Genomic DNA, 16,880 nt, shown 5'->3' with positions numbered 1-16,880 from the left:
TGGGAGGTTGGGCTGGGTATGAAGAAGATCGGTTTCCTCAGCTTCGGCCACTGGACCCCGTCCCCGCACTCCCGCACCCGCTCCGGGGCGGATGCGCTGCTGCAGTCTATCGACCTGGCGGTCGCCGCGGAGGAGGCCGGTGTCCACGGCGCCTACTTCCGCGTCCACCACTTTGCCCGCCAGCTGGCCAGCCCGTTCCCGCTGCTGGCCGCGGTGGGTGCCAAGACCAGCCGTATCGAGATCGGCACCGGCGTCATTGATATGCGGTACGAGAACCCCATGTACTTCGCGGAGGACGCGGGGGCCGCTGATCTCATCGCGGAGGGGCGGCTCCAGCTGGGCATCTCCCGCGGGTCACCGGAGCAGGTCATCGACGGGTGGCGGTACTTCGGCTACGCCCCGGGCGAGGGCGAGTCGGATGCCGACATGGCGCGCAAGCACACCGAAGTGGCCCTGAAGGTGCTGGAAGGGCAAGGGTTCGCTCAGCCCAACCCTCGACCCATGTTCCCCAACCCGCCCGGGCTGCTGCGCATCGAGCCGCATTCAGAGGGTCTGCGTCAGCGGATCTGGTGGGGAGCCGGATCCAACGCCACGGCCGTCTGGGCTGCGAAGATGGGCATGAACCTCATGAGCTCCACTCTGAAGGACGATGAATCAGGCGAGCCACTGCACATTCAGCAGGCCAAGCAGATCCGCGCCTTCCGCGAGGAATGGGAGAAGCATGATCACGGGTTCACCCCGCGGATCTCGATCTCGCGCTCGATCATCCCGATCGTCTCTGACGAGGACCGGGCCTACTTCCTGGGGCAGCGAGACTCTGAAGACCAGTTCGGCATGATCGATGAGAAGACCCGAGCGGTCTTCGGGCGCTCCTACACCGCCGAGCCCGAGGTGCTCGTGGAGGAACTCGCCAAGGATGAGGCGATCGCTGAAGCGGACACGGTGCTGGTGACCGTGCCCAACCAGCTCGGGGTGGACTACAACGCTGCGCTGCTGAGCAACATCATGAACCACGTGGCCAAACCGCTGGGCTGGGTCTAGACCGTACGGCGTGGCCGCCTACCGCAGGAAGAGCTTCTTCATCCGGTAGGCGGCCACACTCATGCCGGCAGCCACCATCACCAGGTAGTAGCCGATGTGCACCAGCGTTATGAGGCCGAAGTCCCAGAACGCGAGATCCCGCATGAGCTCCACGCCGTGCCACAGGGGAAAAGCCTGAATCACCCATTGCACGCCCTGAGGGTAGACCTCAATGGGGAACAGGGTGGCGGAGAACAGGAACATCGGCATCAGGATCATCATCATCCAGTCCATCTGCTGGAAGCGCTTCATGAAACTGGTCACCGCCATCCCCACTGAGGCGAACCCTAAGGCGATGAACAGGGCGGTGCACCACATCAGCACCGCGGAGAGCGGATCCACCAGGCCGGTGACCAGCAGTACCCCGAGGAACCCCAGGGAGTAGATTCCGCCGCGGAACAGCGCCAGCAGAATCTCACCCACAGCCACGTCCAGGGGGCCCAGCGAGGTCGACATCATGGTCTGGTAGAGCTTGGTGATCTTCAGTTTGAAGAACACGTTCCAGGTGGCGTCGAAGATGGCCCCGTTCATTGCGGAGACCGCGAGCAGCGCAGGGGCGATGAACGCCGCATAGCTGATGGCCTCGCCCGTACCGTCCGAGCCGGCGTCGACCGCAGTGATCATCGGCGAGATCCCCAAGCCGAAACTGGTGAGGAACAGCACCGGTTCCAGGAAGCCGGAGAGGAAGATGACTCCACGGTTGTTGCGGATGGCCGTGAGGCCGCGCTGGAAGACTGCGCGGATATTGCCGGAGTACATGCTGGCCAGTAGCCCGCTTCGCACCCGCACCAGAGGAACCCCTTCGCTGCGCTCATAGGCGCCCGATGCGGCCTCCCGTGCGTCCTGCCTTGCCTGGCGCCGGGCATCTGCCCGAGCCCCCGGAATTCGCCCGCGCCACTCCTGATAACCCAGGCGGCGCTCAAAGATCCGTGCCGTGATGATCCAGAAGATGACGACGACGGCGCCCAGGTAGATCGCGTGCACCGCAGTCAGCCACAGCGGAGTCGGCTGGCCGAAGGCCAGCACGCGGCCGAGCTCATTGGCGTGCCAGACCGGCGAGATCCATCCGATGACCTGCAGCGGGCCGGGGAGGTTGCTCAGCGGGTAGAACGTCCCGGAGAAGAGGAACAGGGGCATGATGACGAACCGCTGGATGAGGGAGGCGTGGCCCTTCTCCTCCCGCAGGGTAGAGATATAGGCCATGATCGGCAGGCCGATAGCCAGGCCGCCCAGCGAGGCGGTGATCACCTGGAGCCACGCCAGTGGTGAGGCAAGGACGCCGAAGGCGAAGAGCACACCGATGAAGATCACCGAGTGGAGGATGAAGCGTACGCTGACTCCCAGGATCACGCCGGAGGCGATCTGGGCCGGGGTCAGCGCGGTGGCCTGTGCGCCGTAGTACTTGCGCCGCCACTTGAAGCCCTCCATCACCGGGAAGGTGAACTCGATGCCCGCAGACATCGCCACCGTGGAGGCTAGTACGGCGGGCGCGATGTACATCAGGTAGCTCTGTGCCCCGTAGGCGGAGAAGTCCGCGCCGTCGCCGATGAGCACGCCGAGCCCCAAGCCCATGGCGAGGATGTACATAATCGGTTGGAAGATCGAGCTGGCCAGGATCACTCCGCCGTAGGCCCGCATGGCTCGCAGCGTGGCCTCGGCCTGATAGAGAGCGCCCCAGACCCGGGCGCGATGAGTGATGCGGTCCTTGTCCGCAGCGAGGGTCATGGTGCTCCTCGCTTCCCCGCCTGCGGAACTAACTCAGTCGACAAGGGTTCGTCCCGTCAGGCGCAGGAAGACGTCCTCCAGAGAGGACCGGCGGACCAGGGAGGTCATGGGGCGGTGGCCCGAGGCGTGGATGGCCCCCAGCGCAGCTTCGGCGTGCGCGGCGTAGACCAGCAGGCGATCCGGAAGAACCTCGATGTGGCTGTAGCCCGTGGCCGTGTCGCCGGCACGGCCCAGGACCTCTTCGAGCTCCGCGCCCAGCTGGGCGTTGCGGTCCATGCCGAAACGCACCTCCAGCACCTCCCGGGTGGAGTGCTCCCGGATGAGTCCGGCAGGCGAGCCTTCGGCCATGATGGTGCCGTGATCCACCACCACGAGACGATCGCAGAGCTGCTCAGCTTCGTCCATGTGATGGGTGGTCAGCACCAAGGTGGTGCCGGACTCCTTGAGCCGAAACAGCCGGTCCCACAGCACGTGACGTGCCTGGGGATCCAGCCCCGTGGTGGGCTCATCCAATAGCAGGATCTCCGGTTCGTTCACCAGCGCCCGGGCGATGGTGAGCCGGCGCTTCATACCCCCGGAGAGGTCCTCGACCCGTGCGGAGGCCTTATGCGTCAGCTGCGCGAACTCGAGCAGCTCGTCGGCCTTAGCCAGCAGGAACCTCCGGGGCAGCCCGAAGTATCGGCCGTACATGATGATGTTCTCCCGGACGGTGAGTTCCTCGTCCAGGTTGTCCTGCTGCGGAATGACCCCCAGCCGGGCGCGCACCCGCGGCCCTTCGGTCTCCGGGTCCAGGCCGGCGACGCGCATCTGCCCCGAGGTGCGTGCTGAGACCGCTGCGATCATGCGCATGGTGGTGGACTTGCCTGCGCCGTTGGGCCCCAGCAGACCAAATGCCTCCCCTCGGGTCACGGCGAAGGAGATACCGTCCACCGCGGTGAAGTCGCCGTAGCGCTTGGTCACTTCGACCGCCTCGATGGCGAGATCTCGCGCGCCCGGGGCGGAGACGGCGCCGGCGGAGGTTGTGATGCTGGTCATAGAGGCTAAGCCTACCTAGCGTCGCGACCCGCTACGCTGGGTGGGATGCGCCTGAGACGTTCCCTTGCCTCCGCCAGCCTGCTCGCCCTCACCGTCACCGCCTGCGGAGACGACGCCGTCCCGGATGAGGTGGATACCGCGACGGAGGGTCCCCAGACCGAACCGCTGCTCGAGGACGAGGCCTCGGATTCCGACGACGCCGATGCAGAGCTCGACGATGCCCTCAGCGATCCGGCCGCCGATGCCGGTGCAGGAGCGGAACCGGTCGATCTCCCCGATACCCCTGCGGGGCAGACTGTGGCCGACATCCTGGCCGCTCTCAACGCTGAGGAGGATGCCCAGCCCGAGGACTGGGAAGGCCGACTCCACGAGAGCTTCTTGGCGCAGGTCTCGGCGGAGGAATTCGTGGAAATCCTCAACACCGGACTGCGCCCGGCCGCACCCTTCAGCGCCACCAGCTACGAAGGCACCGATCTCTCCGCTATGGCGCGGTTGGAGTCGGAGGCCGATGCCGTGGACCTGCACGTGGAACTTGGGGAGGAGAACCTCATCACGGGGATCCTCTTCTCCCCGGCGCAGGAGCCTCCGGAGCTGACCGAGAGCCTGGATGACGTGGAGGCCGGGCTGCGCGAAATCCCGGGGGAGATCCGCGCACTCGTGCTCGAAGACGATGAGCCACTCCTGACGATCGACGCCGACTCTCCAGCACCGCTGGCCTCCACGGCCAAGCTCTACGTGCTGCTGGCGCTGACGCAGGCGATCGACGACGGCGGCACCAGCTGGGACGAGACCCTGACCCTGACAGACCAGGCGCGCAGTCTTCCCTCTGGAACCTTGCAGGAGGAGGAGACGGGCTTTGAGCTCACTGTTCAGGAGGCGGCCCAGGCCATGATCCAGATCAGCGACAACACCGCCACGGACCTCCTCATCCATCACCTGGGACGAGAAGCGGTGGAAGCGGCGGTGGCCGAAGCTGACCACCACGCCCCCGAGCTGATGGCGCCGTTCCTCACCACCCGCGAGCTCTTTCAGCTGCACTGGGGACAGGGGGAGTGGGGCGACGAGTGGGAGCAGGCCGATCAGGACCGCCGCCGTGCCATCGTCGAGGAGCTGGCCGAGGAGCCCCTGCCCGAGCTGGAGGAGATCGATCTGAGCGCGGCAGCGCACCACCTGGACTGGCACGCCAGCGCGGCAGACGTGGCCCGGGTGCACTCCGCACTGCACGCCGCGGGGGAGCGTCACCCTGAACTGGAAGAGATCCTGGGCGCGAATCCGGGTCTGGTGGTGCCCGGTGGCAGCGACGGCCTGGAATCAGTGGCGTATAAGGGCGGCTCAGCTCCCGGGGTGCTCACCGGCAGCTGGCGCGCCGAACTGGCCGCGGGGCAGGGAGAGGACGGAGCGCACAGAACCGTTGTGCTGCTGGCTTCCGGCGACCCCGAGGAGCTCGCCGGAATCGACGCGGACCTCTTTGCCCTCGGGCAGTCCGCGCTGACAGCAGACTGAGCGCAGACGGACCAGTACGTTCATCCGAAAGGGGGATGTGCCGCGGCGCCTCATCCGGAAGACTGAGAGCCATGAGCACTCCTGTTCTTGAAACCGAAAACCTGGTCAAGGTGTATGGCCGGGGCGAATCGCGCTTTGATGCGCTGAAAGGACTGACCTTCGAGATCGGACGCGGGGAGTCCGTGGCGATCGTGGGAAAGTCCGGCTCCGGCAAATCCACCCTTATGCACCTGCTGGCGCTGCTGGATGAGCCCACCGCCGGCGTCGTGGCCCTGGAAGGCAAGCCCGTCACGCAGCTGAAGCCCAAAGAGGTCTCGGCGCTGCGGAACAAGACGTTCGGCTTCGTCTTCCAGCAGTTCTTCCTCAACGCCAACCAGACTGTGCTGGAGAATGTCACGCTGCCGCTGAAGATCGCCGGCGTCGGGAAGTCCGAGCGCAATCGGCGTGGGATGGAGGCCCTGGAGCGCCTGGATATGGCGGACAAGGCCAAAAACAAGGCGACGAACCTTTCCGGCGGTCAGAAGCAGCGCGTGTGCATCGCCCGCGCCCTGATCAACGATCCCTCGGTGCTCTTCGCTGATGAGCCCACGGGCAACCTGGACTCCACCACCAGCGAGATCGTGGAGGAGATCCTCTTCGGCCTGCACCGTGACCACGGCATCACCTTGGTGGTCGTCACGCACGACGACGACCTGGCCGCGAAGTGCCAGCGCCGCCTCATCATGCAGGACGGACAGATCGTTGCCGAGGAGTCCGGCTCCTCCCTGACCGCCGAGGAGGCTGCCCGGTGAAATCTCTGGACGTCGCACGCACTGCGCTGGGCAACACCATGCGCTCGAAGCTGCGCACCGCACTGACGGTTCTGGCCATCGTGATCGGCGCTTTCACGCTGACCATCACCTCGGGCTTGGCCGCAGGCATCAACCAGACCGTGGATGACATGGTGGCTGGATACGGCGAGGAGGACCAGCTCTTTGTTATGCCGGCCGCCGCCATGGGGATGGGCGAAGACACCGGTCCGGGTCCGCAGGAGTACGATCCTGACGCCGCCCGGGCTGAGTCTGAATTCGGTCAGGCGATGCTCTCGGAGGCAGACATTGAGACCCTCGAATCGATCGAGGGGGTGACCAACGTTGATCCGATCTTCTTTGTCAGCCCGGACTACATGGAGATTGACGGGACGCAGTACACCTTCTCCGATATCGGATTCCCGGCCGACGCCCCCGCCATGGAGCTTGTCGCAGGGGAAGCTCCGGCACGTGAGGCTGCCGAAATCACCATCCCCGAGACGTGGCTGACCGTCTTTGACGAGAATGCCGAAGACTACGAGGAAGTCGATCCGGAGATCGCCCTGGGCCAGACAGTGGAGATCGGGATCTCCAACATGGTTTACGAACAGGACACGGTGGAGGCTGAGATCGTCGGTGTCTCCACCCAGAACCTCGCCGGCATCGGCGGCTCCCCCATGCCGTCCCACGCCCTGAACGATGAGCTGTATGAGATCCAGAACTCCGGACTCGACATCGAGCGTGAGGATGCGTTCGTCCAGGCCGTAGTCGACGTGGAGAACCTCGCGGAGAACGAGCAGGCCATCAAGGATGCCCTCCAGGAGGAAGGCATGCTGGGTATGACGCTGGAAGACATGCTGGGCATTATTCAGAGCGTCATCGACGCCATCGCCTACGTGCTCTACGGCTTTGCCATCATCGCCCTGCTGGCCGCAAGCTTCGGCATCGTCAACACCCTGCTGATGAGCGTGCAGGAGCGGACCCGCGAGATCGGCCTGATGAAGGCCATGGGCATGTCCTCCGGCAAGGTCTTCGGCCTCTTCTCGACCGAGGCGGTGCTCATCGGCATCTTCGGATCCGTCATCGGCGCCGGGCTGGGCCTGATCGCAGGCTTTGCGGCCAACGGAGCGCTCACCGCACCGGGCGGACCGCTGGGCAACGTCGGCGGGCTGACGCTCTTCGCGCTGAATGTGCCGATCCTGGTGCTGACGATGATCCTCATCATCGTCATCGCCTTCCTGGCAGGTACGCTGCCCGCAACGCGTGCGGCGAAGAAGGACCCGATCGAAGCCCTCCGCTACGAGTAGACGAGCACGAGCAGTCAAGAAGGAGACAGCTGATGACTAACCCGTCAGAGAACCCCGCCTACAACCCGGCGAGCAACCCCGGCTTCGGAGGCGGCGCCCCCGGCAATAAGTACGGGACGCAGGCCTATGATCCAAATGCGGTGGGCCAGCCGATGTCGGAACCGGGCAAGTATCGCCAGCTCAAGCTGGTCACTATCATCACCGCGATCGTCGTGGTGGCCAGCGGCATCTTCTCCAGTCTGGCCATGGGGCATGAGAGCTTCCGCCAGAACGTGGTGAATCTGTACTCGGACATCCTCACGCAGGCCGAGGCCGAGACCATCGCCGATCAGATGACCGCCGGTTCCGGCGTGGGCGGCCTGGTGATCAACACTCTCATCACCGTAATTCTCTTCGCGCTGGTGATCGCCGGCCTGTACGCGAAGAAGAACTGGGGACGTATCCTCGGCATCATCTTCGCCATCATCGGCATCCTCGCCGCCATCGCGGTGGCGCTCTTCGGTGCCGGGTTCATGCTCGACAGCGTCTGGGGCATCCTCACCGTGGTCACTGCCCTGGCCTGGATCGTACTGGCGATCTGGTGGCTGGTGCTGGCCTTCAGCCGGCCCGTGAAGGAGTACCTCGCTCAGTTCCGCGTCTGAGCAGCTAGAGGCTTTCGCGCAAAAAGTGTGCCGAAACTGGCGGATCAACGGCTTCCGAGCCGGACATCCCCACGTTTCGGCACACTTTTTTGCGCCCCAGGTTATTTGTTGCATCAGGTAACCAATTCCTGGTCTGCGGGTATAGAGTGTGCAGGTGACTAGCACGGCGCAGAAGAAGCAGCCCGTCCGGGTGATGATCGCTCTGCTGACGCCCCTCTTCGCCGCGCTGCTGAGCATCTCCTCCGTCATGGTGGCCATCCCGGCGATCGAGGTGGGCCTGGACGCTGATTCCTCCGCCCTCCAGTGGGTGCTCTCCGGATATGCGCTGGCGTTCGGCATCGCCTTGGTTCCCGCTGGTAGGGCTGGGGACCTCTGGGGCCGGAGAGGACTGTATTTCACCGGCGTCGTCGCCTTCGGGCTCACCTCCCTGCTGGCCGCTGTCGCGGTAGATCCGCTGATGCTCAATGTGGCGCGCGTCCTGATGGGCCTTGGCGCCGGGGTCCTGATGCCCCAGATCATCGGCATGATTCAGGAGCTCTTCGAGGGCCCTGAACGGGGTCGTGCCTACGGGCTGATGAGTACGGTCATCGGTTTGGCCGTGGCGACAGGTCCGCTCATCGGCGGATTCTTCGTGGATCTGACCCCGGAGAACATCGGATGGCGGCTGACATTCCTCGTCAACGTCCCTATTGCCGTCGTCGTGCTGGTGGTGGCTCTGCTGTGGCTGCCCAGACCGGATCCCGCCCCGGCGCACCAGGCCTCCCCGAGGGCGCGCAGCGCTCGTGAGCTGCTGCGCCTGGATCCTGTGGGACTGGTGTTGCTGAGCGCGGGCATTGTGCTGGTCATGCTGCCGTTCATCCAGTTCCGTAACCTGCTGGGTGCGGCACTGGCCGCAGCGGGCCTTCTGGTGCTGGCGGGCTGGACATGGTGGGAGAAGTGGCTGAGGAACCGAGATCCCGACGCTCCCATGGTGGATCTGCGGCTCTTCACCCTGCCCAGCTACGTGCTGAACTCCGCGGTCCTGAGCCTTTACTTCACCGCGATGCCGCCCATCTGGGCCATGCTGACCATCTACCTCCAGCAGGGACTGGGCCATGGCGCGCTGCTCGCCGGGGCGATGACGCTGCCCAGCGCGGCAATGATCCTGCTGTTCTCAGCCCAGGTCGGAAAGCACACGCCGAGACTGGGGCCGAAGTTCCTCGTGGCGGGAACCTGCATCTCCATCTTCTCGACGCTGGGCATCGGAGCCTCGGTGTGGCTGATGAGCACCGACTACGGCTCCCTGTGGTGGCTGGGGATCGTCCTGGGGCTGAACGGACTTTCCCAGGCGCTGATCATTCCGGCGGCTCAGACGCTCTCCATGCAGGATGTGCCGGCACATATGGCAGGCGCCGCCGGGGGAGTGGCACAAACGGCTCAGCGCATCTTCACCGCGATGGGCCTGGCGTTCGTCACCGGCATCTACTTTGCCGTGCTGGCAGGCAGCAGTCACGAGACCGCGATGATGGTCTCCTCCGCCGTGATCAGCCTCATGATGACGGCGTCCTTGGCGACCGCGCTGCTGGCGGCTCGGCGTGCCCGGCAGGCACGCAGGGCGCACCAGCAGAGCGACGCCGAGCCCGAGCGCGCCCTCAGTGCAGGCGAGTAACCTCGCGCAGATCCTTGGCCGTCACGTACTGAGGACGGCCGGCGAAGATCTCCGCACGGACTTCGGACTCCTCCCAGTGCTTCTCCGCGGCGGCGAACTCCTCCGAGTTGCCCTGACGAGAGACGAACCAGGTCAGTTGCGACTTGTCGGTGTCCAGCCACATCGATTCGATGGTGAAGCCCAAGGACTCTCGTGCGGGAAAGACGCGGGTGGTGAGGAACTCGATGAACTCCTCCGCCAGGCTGGGGTCCAGAGTGTAGCGCCGCATCCAGGTGGTGCGTTCGGCGGTGTCGGCAGAGGTGCTCTCCGGGAACTCAGTCATGGTCTTCTCCTCCAGGGGACGGGGCCTGTCCTCTCCATCCTAGAGGGCATGCGCTCGCGGAGCCTGCGCTGATCACTGGTACCCGTCCACCACCGCGGCAGCAATTTCCATGTACGCCTCCCTGGTGGACTCCTTCAGCAGGTCGAGGTCGATACGGTCACCGTCGACGACGGCTCGGTCGAAGGGCACAATCACCAGCTGGCGGCAGAGCCCGCGCAGGCTATCTTGGATGGCCTGCTTGTTCACACGTTCGGAGACGTTGTCCTTGTCGGTGATCACTACCACCGAACGCTGGGCCAGGTGCTCATAGCCGTGACTGTTGAGCCAGTGGAGGGTCTGGACTGCTCGCTGCGCCCCTGAGACCGCGAAGCTTGCGGCGATGATGAGGTTGTCTGCGGTCTCGAGAATGCCCTCCATGGCAGCGTGCGTCACGCCCGTGCCGCAGTCGGTAAGCACCACGGAGTAGTACTGAGAGAACACATGGTGGATCTTGCGCCACTCCTGGCCGGTCAGGCTGTCTGAGACGGCAGGGTCCTGCTCTCCGGCCAGAACATGGAGCCGCTCCGACTGCCGAATGTAGCTCTGCAGAGTCGTGAGGGAATCCACCTCCTCGATGTCCTTGAGCAGGTCGGTGATCGTTCGGGGCCTCTCCGCGTGGAAGGCTCGCTCTCCGAGCGCCCGCTCGGCCAGGTCACCCGAGTCCGGGTTCGCGTCGATGGCACACGGTATATCGCCGCGGTAGCGGGCCAGAGTCAGGCCCACCCCCACGGTGGTGGAGGTCTTGCCGATTCCGCCCTTGAGCGACAGGACGGCGGTGTTGTGACTTCCGACCAGCGGGCGTGAGATGCGATCAGCAATGCTGCGTTCCCGCTGCTGCTTCTGCGTGGGCCCGATGTTGATGGCACCCCATGAGACGTCGTAGAGGAACCGCCGGAATCCCGACTGCGGCCGCTCCCGGGGAGGCGTGACAAAGTGCTGGCGGCTCTGTTCCTCATGCAGCCGCCGGCGCTCAGCCCGGCTCAGCGCCGGCGGATGCTGTTCGGCCGGATGCGGGGGTCCTGGGGAGCCAGCACCGAAGCCCGCCGGAGACCGGGACGAAAACTGCCCCGGTGCTTGCTGCTGCTCAGTGGCCCGCGGCGGTACGGCTGCCCGCGCCGGACCCGGTGCGGTGGTTCCGGAGGCCTCGCCGGACTCAGCGGACTCACGGACGCTGGACTCGCCTTCGGCCACGGGGCCTGTACCTGCTCTGCGCTGATCAGCTCTGCCGTGCTCGCCGGGAGGGAGCGAAGTGCTGGGCGAACCCGGCGCCGGAACCGGCGCCGGCGGCGTGGGCAGGGTGACGATCTCACCGTCGGCGGAGACGGAGAACCAGCTCTGCTCGTGACGAACCCGGTCCAGCCCGTGGACCACTGCGGGTTCCCCGTGGGCTGCAGCCAGGGCGCGTGCCTGCTCAATCACGAGCTGGTAGGGATTGCTGCCCTCCGGCACGGTGTGGGACTGACCGTTGATCAGCACCTGCTGAGGCGTGATCACTTCGGCCACCATAGGGGCCGTACCGGGGGTGGTCGTCTCAGCTGTGCTCATCAAATTCCTCCCGCAGGACAGTGTGGATGGTTTCAGGTGTGCGTCCCGTACGGATGAAGAGTCCGCGTCCGGGCGGCTGGTGTCGGGCTCGAATATTGCCGACGATCGGACCCTCGGAACGGTCCCCGTCCATGAGGAAGACGGCACCGCCGGCATCGCGCACTGCACCGGAGAACTGATCGAACATGCCGCGCGCCGCGCCGCTGGTCTTGCGCGTGACGAAGCTGTGGAGCCCAATCTCGGCGCCCATGGCGAGGTACTCGCTGAACGCCGCCAGCGGAGAGGTGCCTCCGGCGCTGAGAACGTCATAGTCGTCTACTAGCAGCACGATCCGCGGCAGCGGAACCTCCTGCGACCGGGCAGCGGTCAGGGGATCGTCGGGTACCCTGCCCGCGAGTTCCTTCGAGACCGCGCCGGCGAGCTTCTGGGCCAGCACCGCGGAGTTCGCGTAGCCCCCGAGATAGTCCTCGGGGACAAGGTTCTGCAGCCGGCGCCGGGGGTCAAAGATCGCGAAGACCAGTTCCTTGGGACTGTACTGTTCAACGAGGGTAGCCGCCACGTGTTTGAGCAGACTGGTCTTGCCGCACTGCTCGTCGCCGATGATCTGCAGATGTGTATCGGGGCCGGTGATGTCCAGCATCTTGGGGCTCAGGTCACGTTCGATCAGACCGAAGGAGATCTCTCCGGGCTTGCTGGGGGCAGGCAGCTGATCCACCGAGAGTGTCTGCGGCAGCAGACGAACGCGGCGCGAGGTGCGCTGCTGCTCCTTCTCCGCCACGCGGGCGGCGGCCTCTTCGAGCCCTTCCCCGAGGTTGCTGCGATCGGCGAGGCCGTCCAGCCGCGGCAGCGCAATCTGCCCCAGGAGACCGCTGGGGTCGAGTCCTCGACCGGGTCTGTTCTCGGGCACCTTCTGGGCCACTTTGCGGCCGTGTCCGGACTCGGAGGGCTCGGTGAGCCGAAGCTCCAGTCGGTTCCCGAAGAAGGACTGCTGGGCCAGACGTACCTCATTCCACCGCGTGGCCGTGGTGATGATGTGGATGCCGTAGCTGCCGCCGCGGGCCAGAATCGAATGCACCGACTCCTGGATCTCCGCGAAGTCTTCGGCCAGGGCACCCCACCCGTCGATGAACAGGACGACGTCGGCGACGTCGATCTCCTCCAGCGCTCCGCTGGCCATCATGGTGCGCATGGTCTCCAGGGAGTCGATGCCTCGCTGTTCAAAGATCTGCTCGCGCTCCTCCAGCAGATCGGAGACTTCTTCGACGGTGCGCCGCACGGCTTCCCGGGCCGTACGTCCGGTGAATCCTGCGCTGTGGGGCAAGGCATCCAGCGGTACAAGCGATGAGCCTTTCAAATCGATGCCGTAGAGACTGACCTGGCGGACCGAGTGAGTCATCGCCAGCGACAGCGCGATGGTGCGCAGCGTGAGGCTCTTTCCCGTCGACGGTGCGCCGAGCACCATCAGATGTCCGCCCGATCGGGAGAGGGAGAGCTTCCAGACGCCCTGCCACTGCTTGGCAGGGTCATCGAGCAGGCCGATGGGGATTCTCAGTGCTTCCCCAGCGGCGGGCTGGGACGCTGACGATTCACCGGGCAGTCCATGGGGGAAGACCTGATCCAGGCTCAGCTCATCGGGAAGGGGCGGCAGCCAGATCGGCGGCGTGGCCCTGTCGGCTTCTCGCATCAGCTCGACGATGGTGGACAGCACCGTGGGATCATTGGGCCGCTTGTCGCTGTTCCGCTGCCGGTTCACAGCGCTTTCGTCCCGTTCCTGTGCGCTGAGCATCTCCAGGGCGCGCTCGGCGTAGAAGGGCGCCGGCACGGGCTCCCGCGTGTGCGCGCCCTCCTGCTGCGGCGCCTGCGTCTCCTCGGAGAGGGGGCCGGAGACGTACCCGGCGCGGAAGCGGGTATAGGTCGTGGTGTCGACCTTCAGGTAGCCGTAGCCGGGGGCGGGGGGCAGATGGAAGGCGTCCGGAGTATCGAGCACCGTGCGGGACTCCCCTTCGGAGAGCGTGCGCAGGCCGAGCCGATAGGACAGATGGGTCTCCAGACCCCGGAGCTTCCCGGACTCAATGCGCTGGCTGGAGAGCAGCAGATGTACGCCGATGGAGCGACCGATGCGCCCGATTGACATGAACAGGTCGATGAAGTCCGGCTGGGCGGTCAGCAGTTCGCCGAACTCATCGATGACCACAAACAGATGCGGCAGGGGCGGCAGCGCCTGCTCACCGCTGCGCAGCTGTTCCCGGCGCAGCAGGTGATAGTCGGTGATGTTGGCGATGTTGCCCGCTTCCTTCAACACCGACTGTCGCCGTAGGACCTCCCCCTCAAGGCTGGAGTAGATTCTGTCGACCAGAGAGGAGTCATCCACGAGGTTGGTGACGATTCCCGCCACGTGGGGAATTCCTTCAAACGGTGCGAAGGTCGCTCCGCCCTTGTAGTCCACCAGCACCATGTTCAGCTCCTCGGGCGGGTGGGTGACCGCCAGGGCAAGAACCAGCGTGCGCAGCAGTTCGGACTTTCCCGAACCGGTCGCGCCGATGCACAGGCCGTGCGGACCCATACCGTGCTGGGCAGACTCCTTGAGGTCCAGTCGCACGGGCCGGCCGTCTTCATCGGTGCCGATGGGCACGTTGAGGAAGTCGGGTGCCTGCCGGGGCTTCCAGAGGCGGTCCAGGTCATGGCGGCTGAAGTCCCGCAGCCCCAGGGAGGTGGTGAAGCGCTCGGCGGTGACGTCGTCGTCGTGCTCCATCGAATCGGGAGACAGGCGCAGGGGTGCCAGCTGGCGGGCCAGACCCTCGGCGGTGGCCAGCGGCACATGCGTGAGCACACCGGTCAGTGTGGCCGGATTCAGCGGATCCTCGGTGTAGTCCTCGATGCGGAAGCCCCCGTCCGTCTGGGAGATGCGCAGGGACACCAGGTCGGGCTCGTCCCTCTGCTCCGGCACCAGGTGTACCGCGGTGATGGCCAGGTCGTCACTGGTCAGAGAGCTGTCAGGAAGGGGAAGGTTCTTCACCTGGCGGCCGTGTTCCATGTCCAGGACGAACATGCGAGCCTGTCCGAGTCGGGGAGTGTTGGTCAGGAAGTTCTTTCGCAGCTCGGCGAAGCGCTGATAGCGACTGCTGATCTCCTCGTGCAGGAGGTCCCGCAGGTCCTCCATCGTGGGCGCGATGCGGGGCAGCGGCCCGTATCCGCTGGGCCGGGACTGATCCAGGATGTGCGGCAGCAGGTCCAGCCAGTGCCAGTCGTGGGAGAGATCCTCGGGGACGCAGGCGGCGACCTGCAGGTCCTCCGGGCTGTGCAGAGCCGTGGCACTGAGCAGCAGATGCAGCACCACCTGCCGTCCGAACTCCTCGTCCCCGACTACGGAGATGGTGTGGTGTCTGCTCAGGCTCAAAAGCAGGGGCATGTTGGGAGCCTGGGAGAAGCGCGTGACGAGTACATCGAGCTGCTGCTGGAGGTTTGCGTCGACCCTTTGGGCGGCGTCCTGCTGGTCCTCGGTCACGATGCGTCGAATGGGCGCGGTGCCAGTTCCGAAGCGTATCCGGAGGAAGTCCTCGTGCCCGCGGCGCCGCTCCCACAGCCGGTGCGGATTCTCGATCAGTGTAAACAGGGCCTCGGGCAGAGGATCACTGGCCTGAGCGCGTTCGCGGTGTGTGCGCTCTTCGGTGAGGAAGACATGACGCTGGTCCTCGAGGTACTCCAGGTACATGTCTCGCATGGTGCGCCGGCGTCGGGCCGCTTTGCCCCGCTGGGTGAAGAGCATGACGACGGCGCCCAGCACGGCCACGATCATCATGAGAGCCCCCACGGCTGCGAAGGGAGAGCCTCGGAAGAGCATCATGACCGTCATCGAGGCGCCCGCTCCCAGCAGCGGGATGAGGGCGATGAAGCCCATGCCGCCGCCTGAGCCGTCATCCTCGAGAGCCGGCGGGGGCTGCAGGTGAGCGGTCTCTGCTGGACGTGCCGGCGTCGTGGTGCGTGACGGACGGTGCACCAGGCGGGTACTGGTGCCTTCCGCAGTGGATGTCCGGCTGCTCATGCCCGGTTCCCCGCGTGATCGGCTGCGGAGCCAGCCGCAGCAGGGGTGTGATGGCCCGTTGCCAGGCTCAGGAGCGTGCCGGCCAGATGCGCCAGCTGCAGGCGGCGGGCCTCTCCGATGCGCTGCAGGGAGATTCGCCCTCCGGTGGCCAGGTGGCGGTCTGCGCCGATGCGCTGGACCTTGATCTTCCGTCCTTGGCCGGAGAGAGCGCGGGAGAATTCGTGGGCAGCGATCTCTCGGTCGGCTGCGGCGGTGCGCTGCGCGTTGACCAGTGCCGGGATGACCGGGACATTGGGCGCCTCGGTGTCGAGGAAGGAGAGCAGGGTGCCCGCTGCCTCGACACCGGCGGATGTGGGGGCCGTGGCCAGACACACGGCGTGGAGCTGCGATAGCGCCTGGGGGCAGTCGGCTACGAGTGCGGAGGGGATCTCCACCAGGGAGACGGCACAGGTGCGGCTGAGCAGCTGATACAGCGATCCGATGGCTTCGGCGTCCAGGGAGGGTTCGTGGCGGTGAGCCGAGATCCTGTGCAGGGCGGGGGACAGCGACGCCGAGACGCGCCGCAGCGACTCAGCGGGGTCCCCAACACGGGCCGCGTGCTGAGCGGCCTCGGCCAGGGAAAGCTCAGGTCCTTCAGCCGGCATCCGAGCGTTGAGTCCGCTGGGTGCGTCGGAGAGGTCCAGAGCCGCAATGTGGTCGATGCGGGCGTAGGCGAAAAGGAGGCTCAGCGCCGCTGCTACCGTGGATTTCCCGGTGCCCCCTCCGGCGCTGACGATGCCGAGCCGACGCCCGGTGGACACCGGCTGCTGACACTGACGGATCGCTTCCGCGTATCGCTCCGGAAAGCTGTCTGCCGTCACCAGCCGGCGTGCCGTTCGCCACGTGCGCACTGCGAGGTAATCGCCGTGACGACGTTCCCTGCTGAAAAGTTTTGCCTGCGAATCGGCTGGGCCTTCGGTGTCCGTCGTCGGCCGCGTCCACGCCTCGTGTCGGGTTCCCGCGTAGGGGGCAGCGGCTTGTTCGGGTACCTTGTGGGAGGCGTCCTGCGCCCCGCCGGTTTCCGGGGTCGCCGTCGTAGCGCCTGGAAACCCGCTCGTCGGTGCGGACTGTCTCTCCGTGGAGGCTCCGGGGAAGCGGGGGAAGGCCTCGGGCGAGGAAGCTGGCTCGGAGGCTCCGTCCGGGGAGCTGTGCTTGTCGACGTTCAT

Annotated in this window: 12 protein-coding genes; 6 read left to right on the top strand and 6 right to left on the bottom strand. The window is 65.8% G+C overall.

Annotation, left to right across the window (positions count from 1 at the left end; genetic code table 11):
- Positions 1 to 18: 18 nt before the first annotated feature.
- Positions 19 to 1,041, top strand: coding sequence for an LLM class flavin-dependent oxidoreductase (locus RH857_RS02230; RefSeq protein ID WP_310536348.1), 1,023 nt, complete (start codon positions 19 to 21; stop codon positions 1,039 to 1,041).
- Positions 1,042 to 1,059: 18 nt separating this feature from the next.
- Here the strand turns inward: RH857_RS02230 and RH857_RS02225 are convergent, their stop codons facing one another.
- Both RH857_RS02225 and RH857_RS02220 read right to left on the bottom strand, forming a co-directional pair.
- A complete protein-coding gene (locus RH857_RS02225; protein WP_310536347.1) occupies positions 1,060 to 2,805 on the bottom strand; it encodes an ABC transporter permease in 1,746 nt (581 codons plus the stop codon).
- A 33-nt stretch (positions 2,806 to 2,838) separates the two neighbouring features.
- Positions 2,839 to 3,840 carry an ABC transporter ATP-binding protein gene (locus RH857_RS02220; RefSeq protein ID WP_310536346.1) on the bottom strand — a complete coding sequence of 334 codons (1,002 nt, stop codon included), beginning with the start codon at positions 3,838 to 3,840 and terminating at the stop codon, positions 2,839 to 2,841.
- Between the two features lie 45 nt (positions 3,841 to 3,885).
- On the opposite strand from RH857_RS02220, the gene RH857_RS02215 reads away from it, so the two are divergent.
- The 5 genes from RH857_RS02215 to RH857_RS02195 all read left to right on the top strand — a co-directional run bounded on the left by RH857_RS02215 (position 3,886) and on the right by RH857_RS02195 (position 9,727).
- Positions 3,886 to 5,343 (top strand): serine hydrolase, encoded by a 1,458-nt coding sequence (locus RH857_RS02215; RefSeq protein WP_310536345.1) that lies wholly within the window; start codon positions 3,886 to 3,888, stop codon positions 5,341 to 5,343.
- 71 nt (positions 5,344 to 5,414) lie between these two features.
- On the top strand, positions 5,415 to 6,134 hold the full coding sequence (locus RH857_RS02210; RefSeq protein WP_310536344.1) for an ABC transporter ATP-binding protein: 720 nt from the start codon (positions 5,415 to 5,417) through the stop codon (positions 6,132 to 6,134).
- On the top strand, positions 6,131 to 7,438 hold the full coding sequence (locus RH857_RS02205) for an ABC transporter permease (protein ID WP_310536343.1): 1,308 nt from the start codon (positions 6,131 to 6,133) through the stop codon (positions 7,436 to 7,438). The genes RH857_RS02210 and RH857_RS02205 overlap by 4 nt, the downstream gene beginning before the upstream one ends.
- Positions 7,439 to 7,470: 32 nt before the next feature.
- A complete protein-coding gene (locus RH857_RS02200) occupies positions 7,471 to 8,079 on the top strand; it encodes a hypothetical protein (RefSeq protein WP_310536342.1) in 609 nt (202 codons plus the stop codon).
- Positions 8,080 to 8,233: 154 nt separating this feature from the next.
- Positions 8,234 to 9,727: an MFS transporter gene (locus RH857_RS02195; protein ID WP_310536341.1), complete on the top strand. Its 1,494-nt coding sequence runs from the start codon at positions 8,234 to 8,236 to the stop codon at positions 9,725 to 9,727.
- Here RH857_RS02195 and RH857_RS02190 read toward each other — a convergent pair.
- From RH857_RS02190 to RH857_RS02175, 4 genes are all read right to left on the bottom strand, one after another.
- Complete coding sequence (locus tag RH857_RS02190) at positions 9,711 to 10,049, bottom strand: hypothetical protein (RefSeq protein WP_310536340.1); 339 nt, start codon at positions 10,047 to 10,049, stop codon at positions 9,711 to 9,713. The genes RH857_RS02195 and RH857_RS02190 overlap by 17 nt on opposite strands.
- 72 nt (positions 10,050 to 10,121) lie before the next feature.
- The gene (locus RH857_RS02185; protein WP_310536339.1) at positions 10,122 to 11,633 is read right to left on the bottom strand and encodes a MinD/ParA family ATP-binding protein; all 1,512 of its coding nucleotides are present in this window, start codon (positions 11,631 to 11,633) and stop codon (positions 10,122 to 10,124) included.
- Positions 11,620 to 15,675, bottom strand: coding sequence for a type VII secretion protein EccCa (eccCa, locus tag RH857_RS02180; protein WP_310536338.1), 4,056 nt, complete (start codon positions 15,673 to 15,675; stop codon positions 11,620 to 11,622). The genes RH857_RS02185 and eccCa overlap by 14 nt, the downstream gene beginning before the upstream one ends.
- Positions 15,672 to 16,880 (bottom strand): P-loop NTPase family protein, encoded by a 1,209-nt coding sequence (locus tag RH857_RS02175; protein WP_310536337.1) that lies wholly within the window; start codon positions 16,878 to 16,880, stop codon positions 15,672 to 15,674. The genes eccCa and RH857_RS02175 overlap by 4 nt, the downstream gene beginning before the upstream one ends.

It is taken from the genome of Nesterenkonia flava (assembly GCF_031432335.1).
In the GTDB taxonomy this organism is placed as follows: domain Bacteria; phylum Actinomycetota; class Actinomycetes; order Actinomycetales; family Micrococcaceae; genus Nesterenkonia; species Nesterenkonia flava.
The sequence above is the reverse complement of the archived record's forward strand: the minus strand, read 5'-3'. Positions and strand labels throughout refer to the sequence as shown.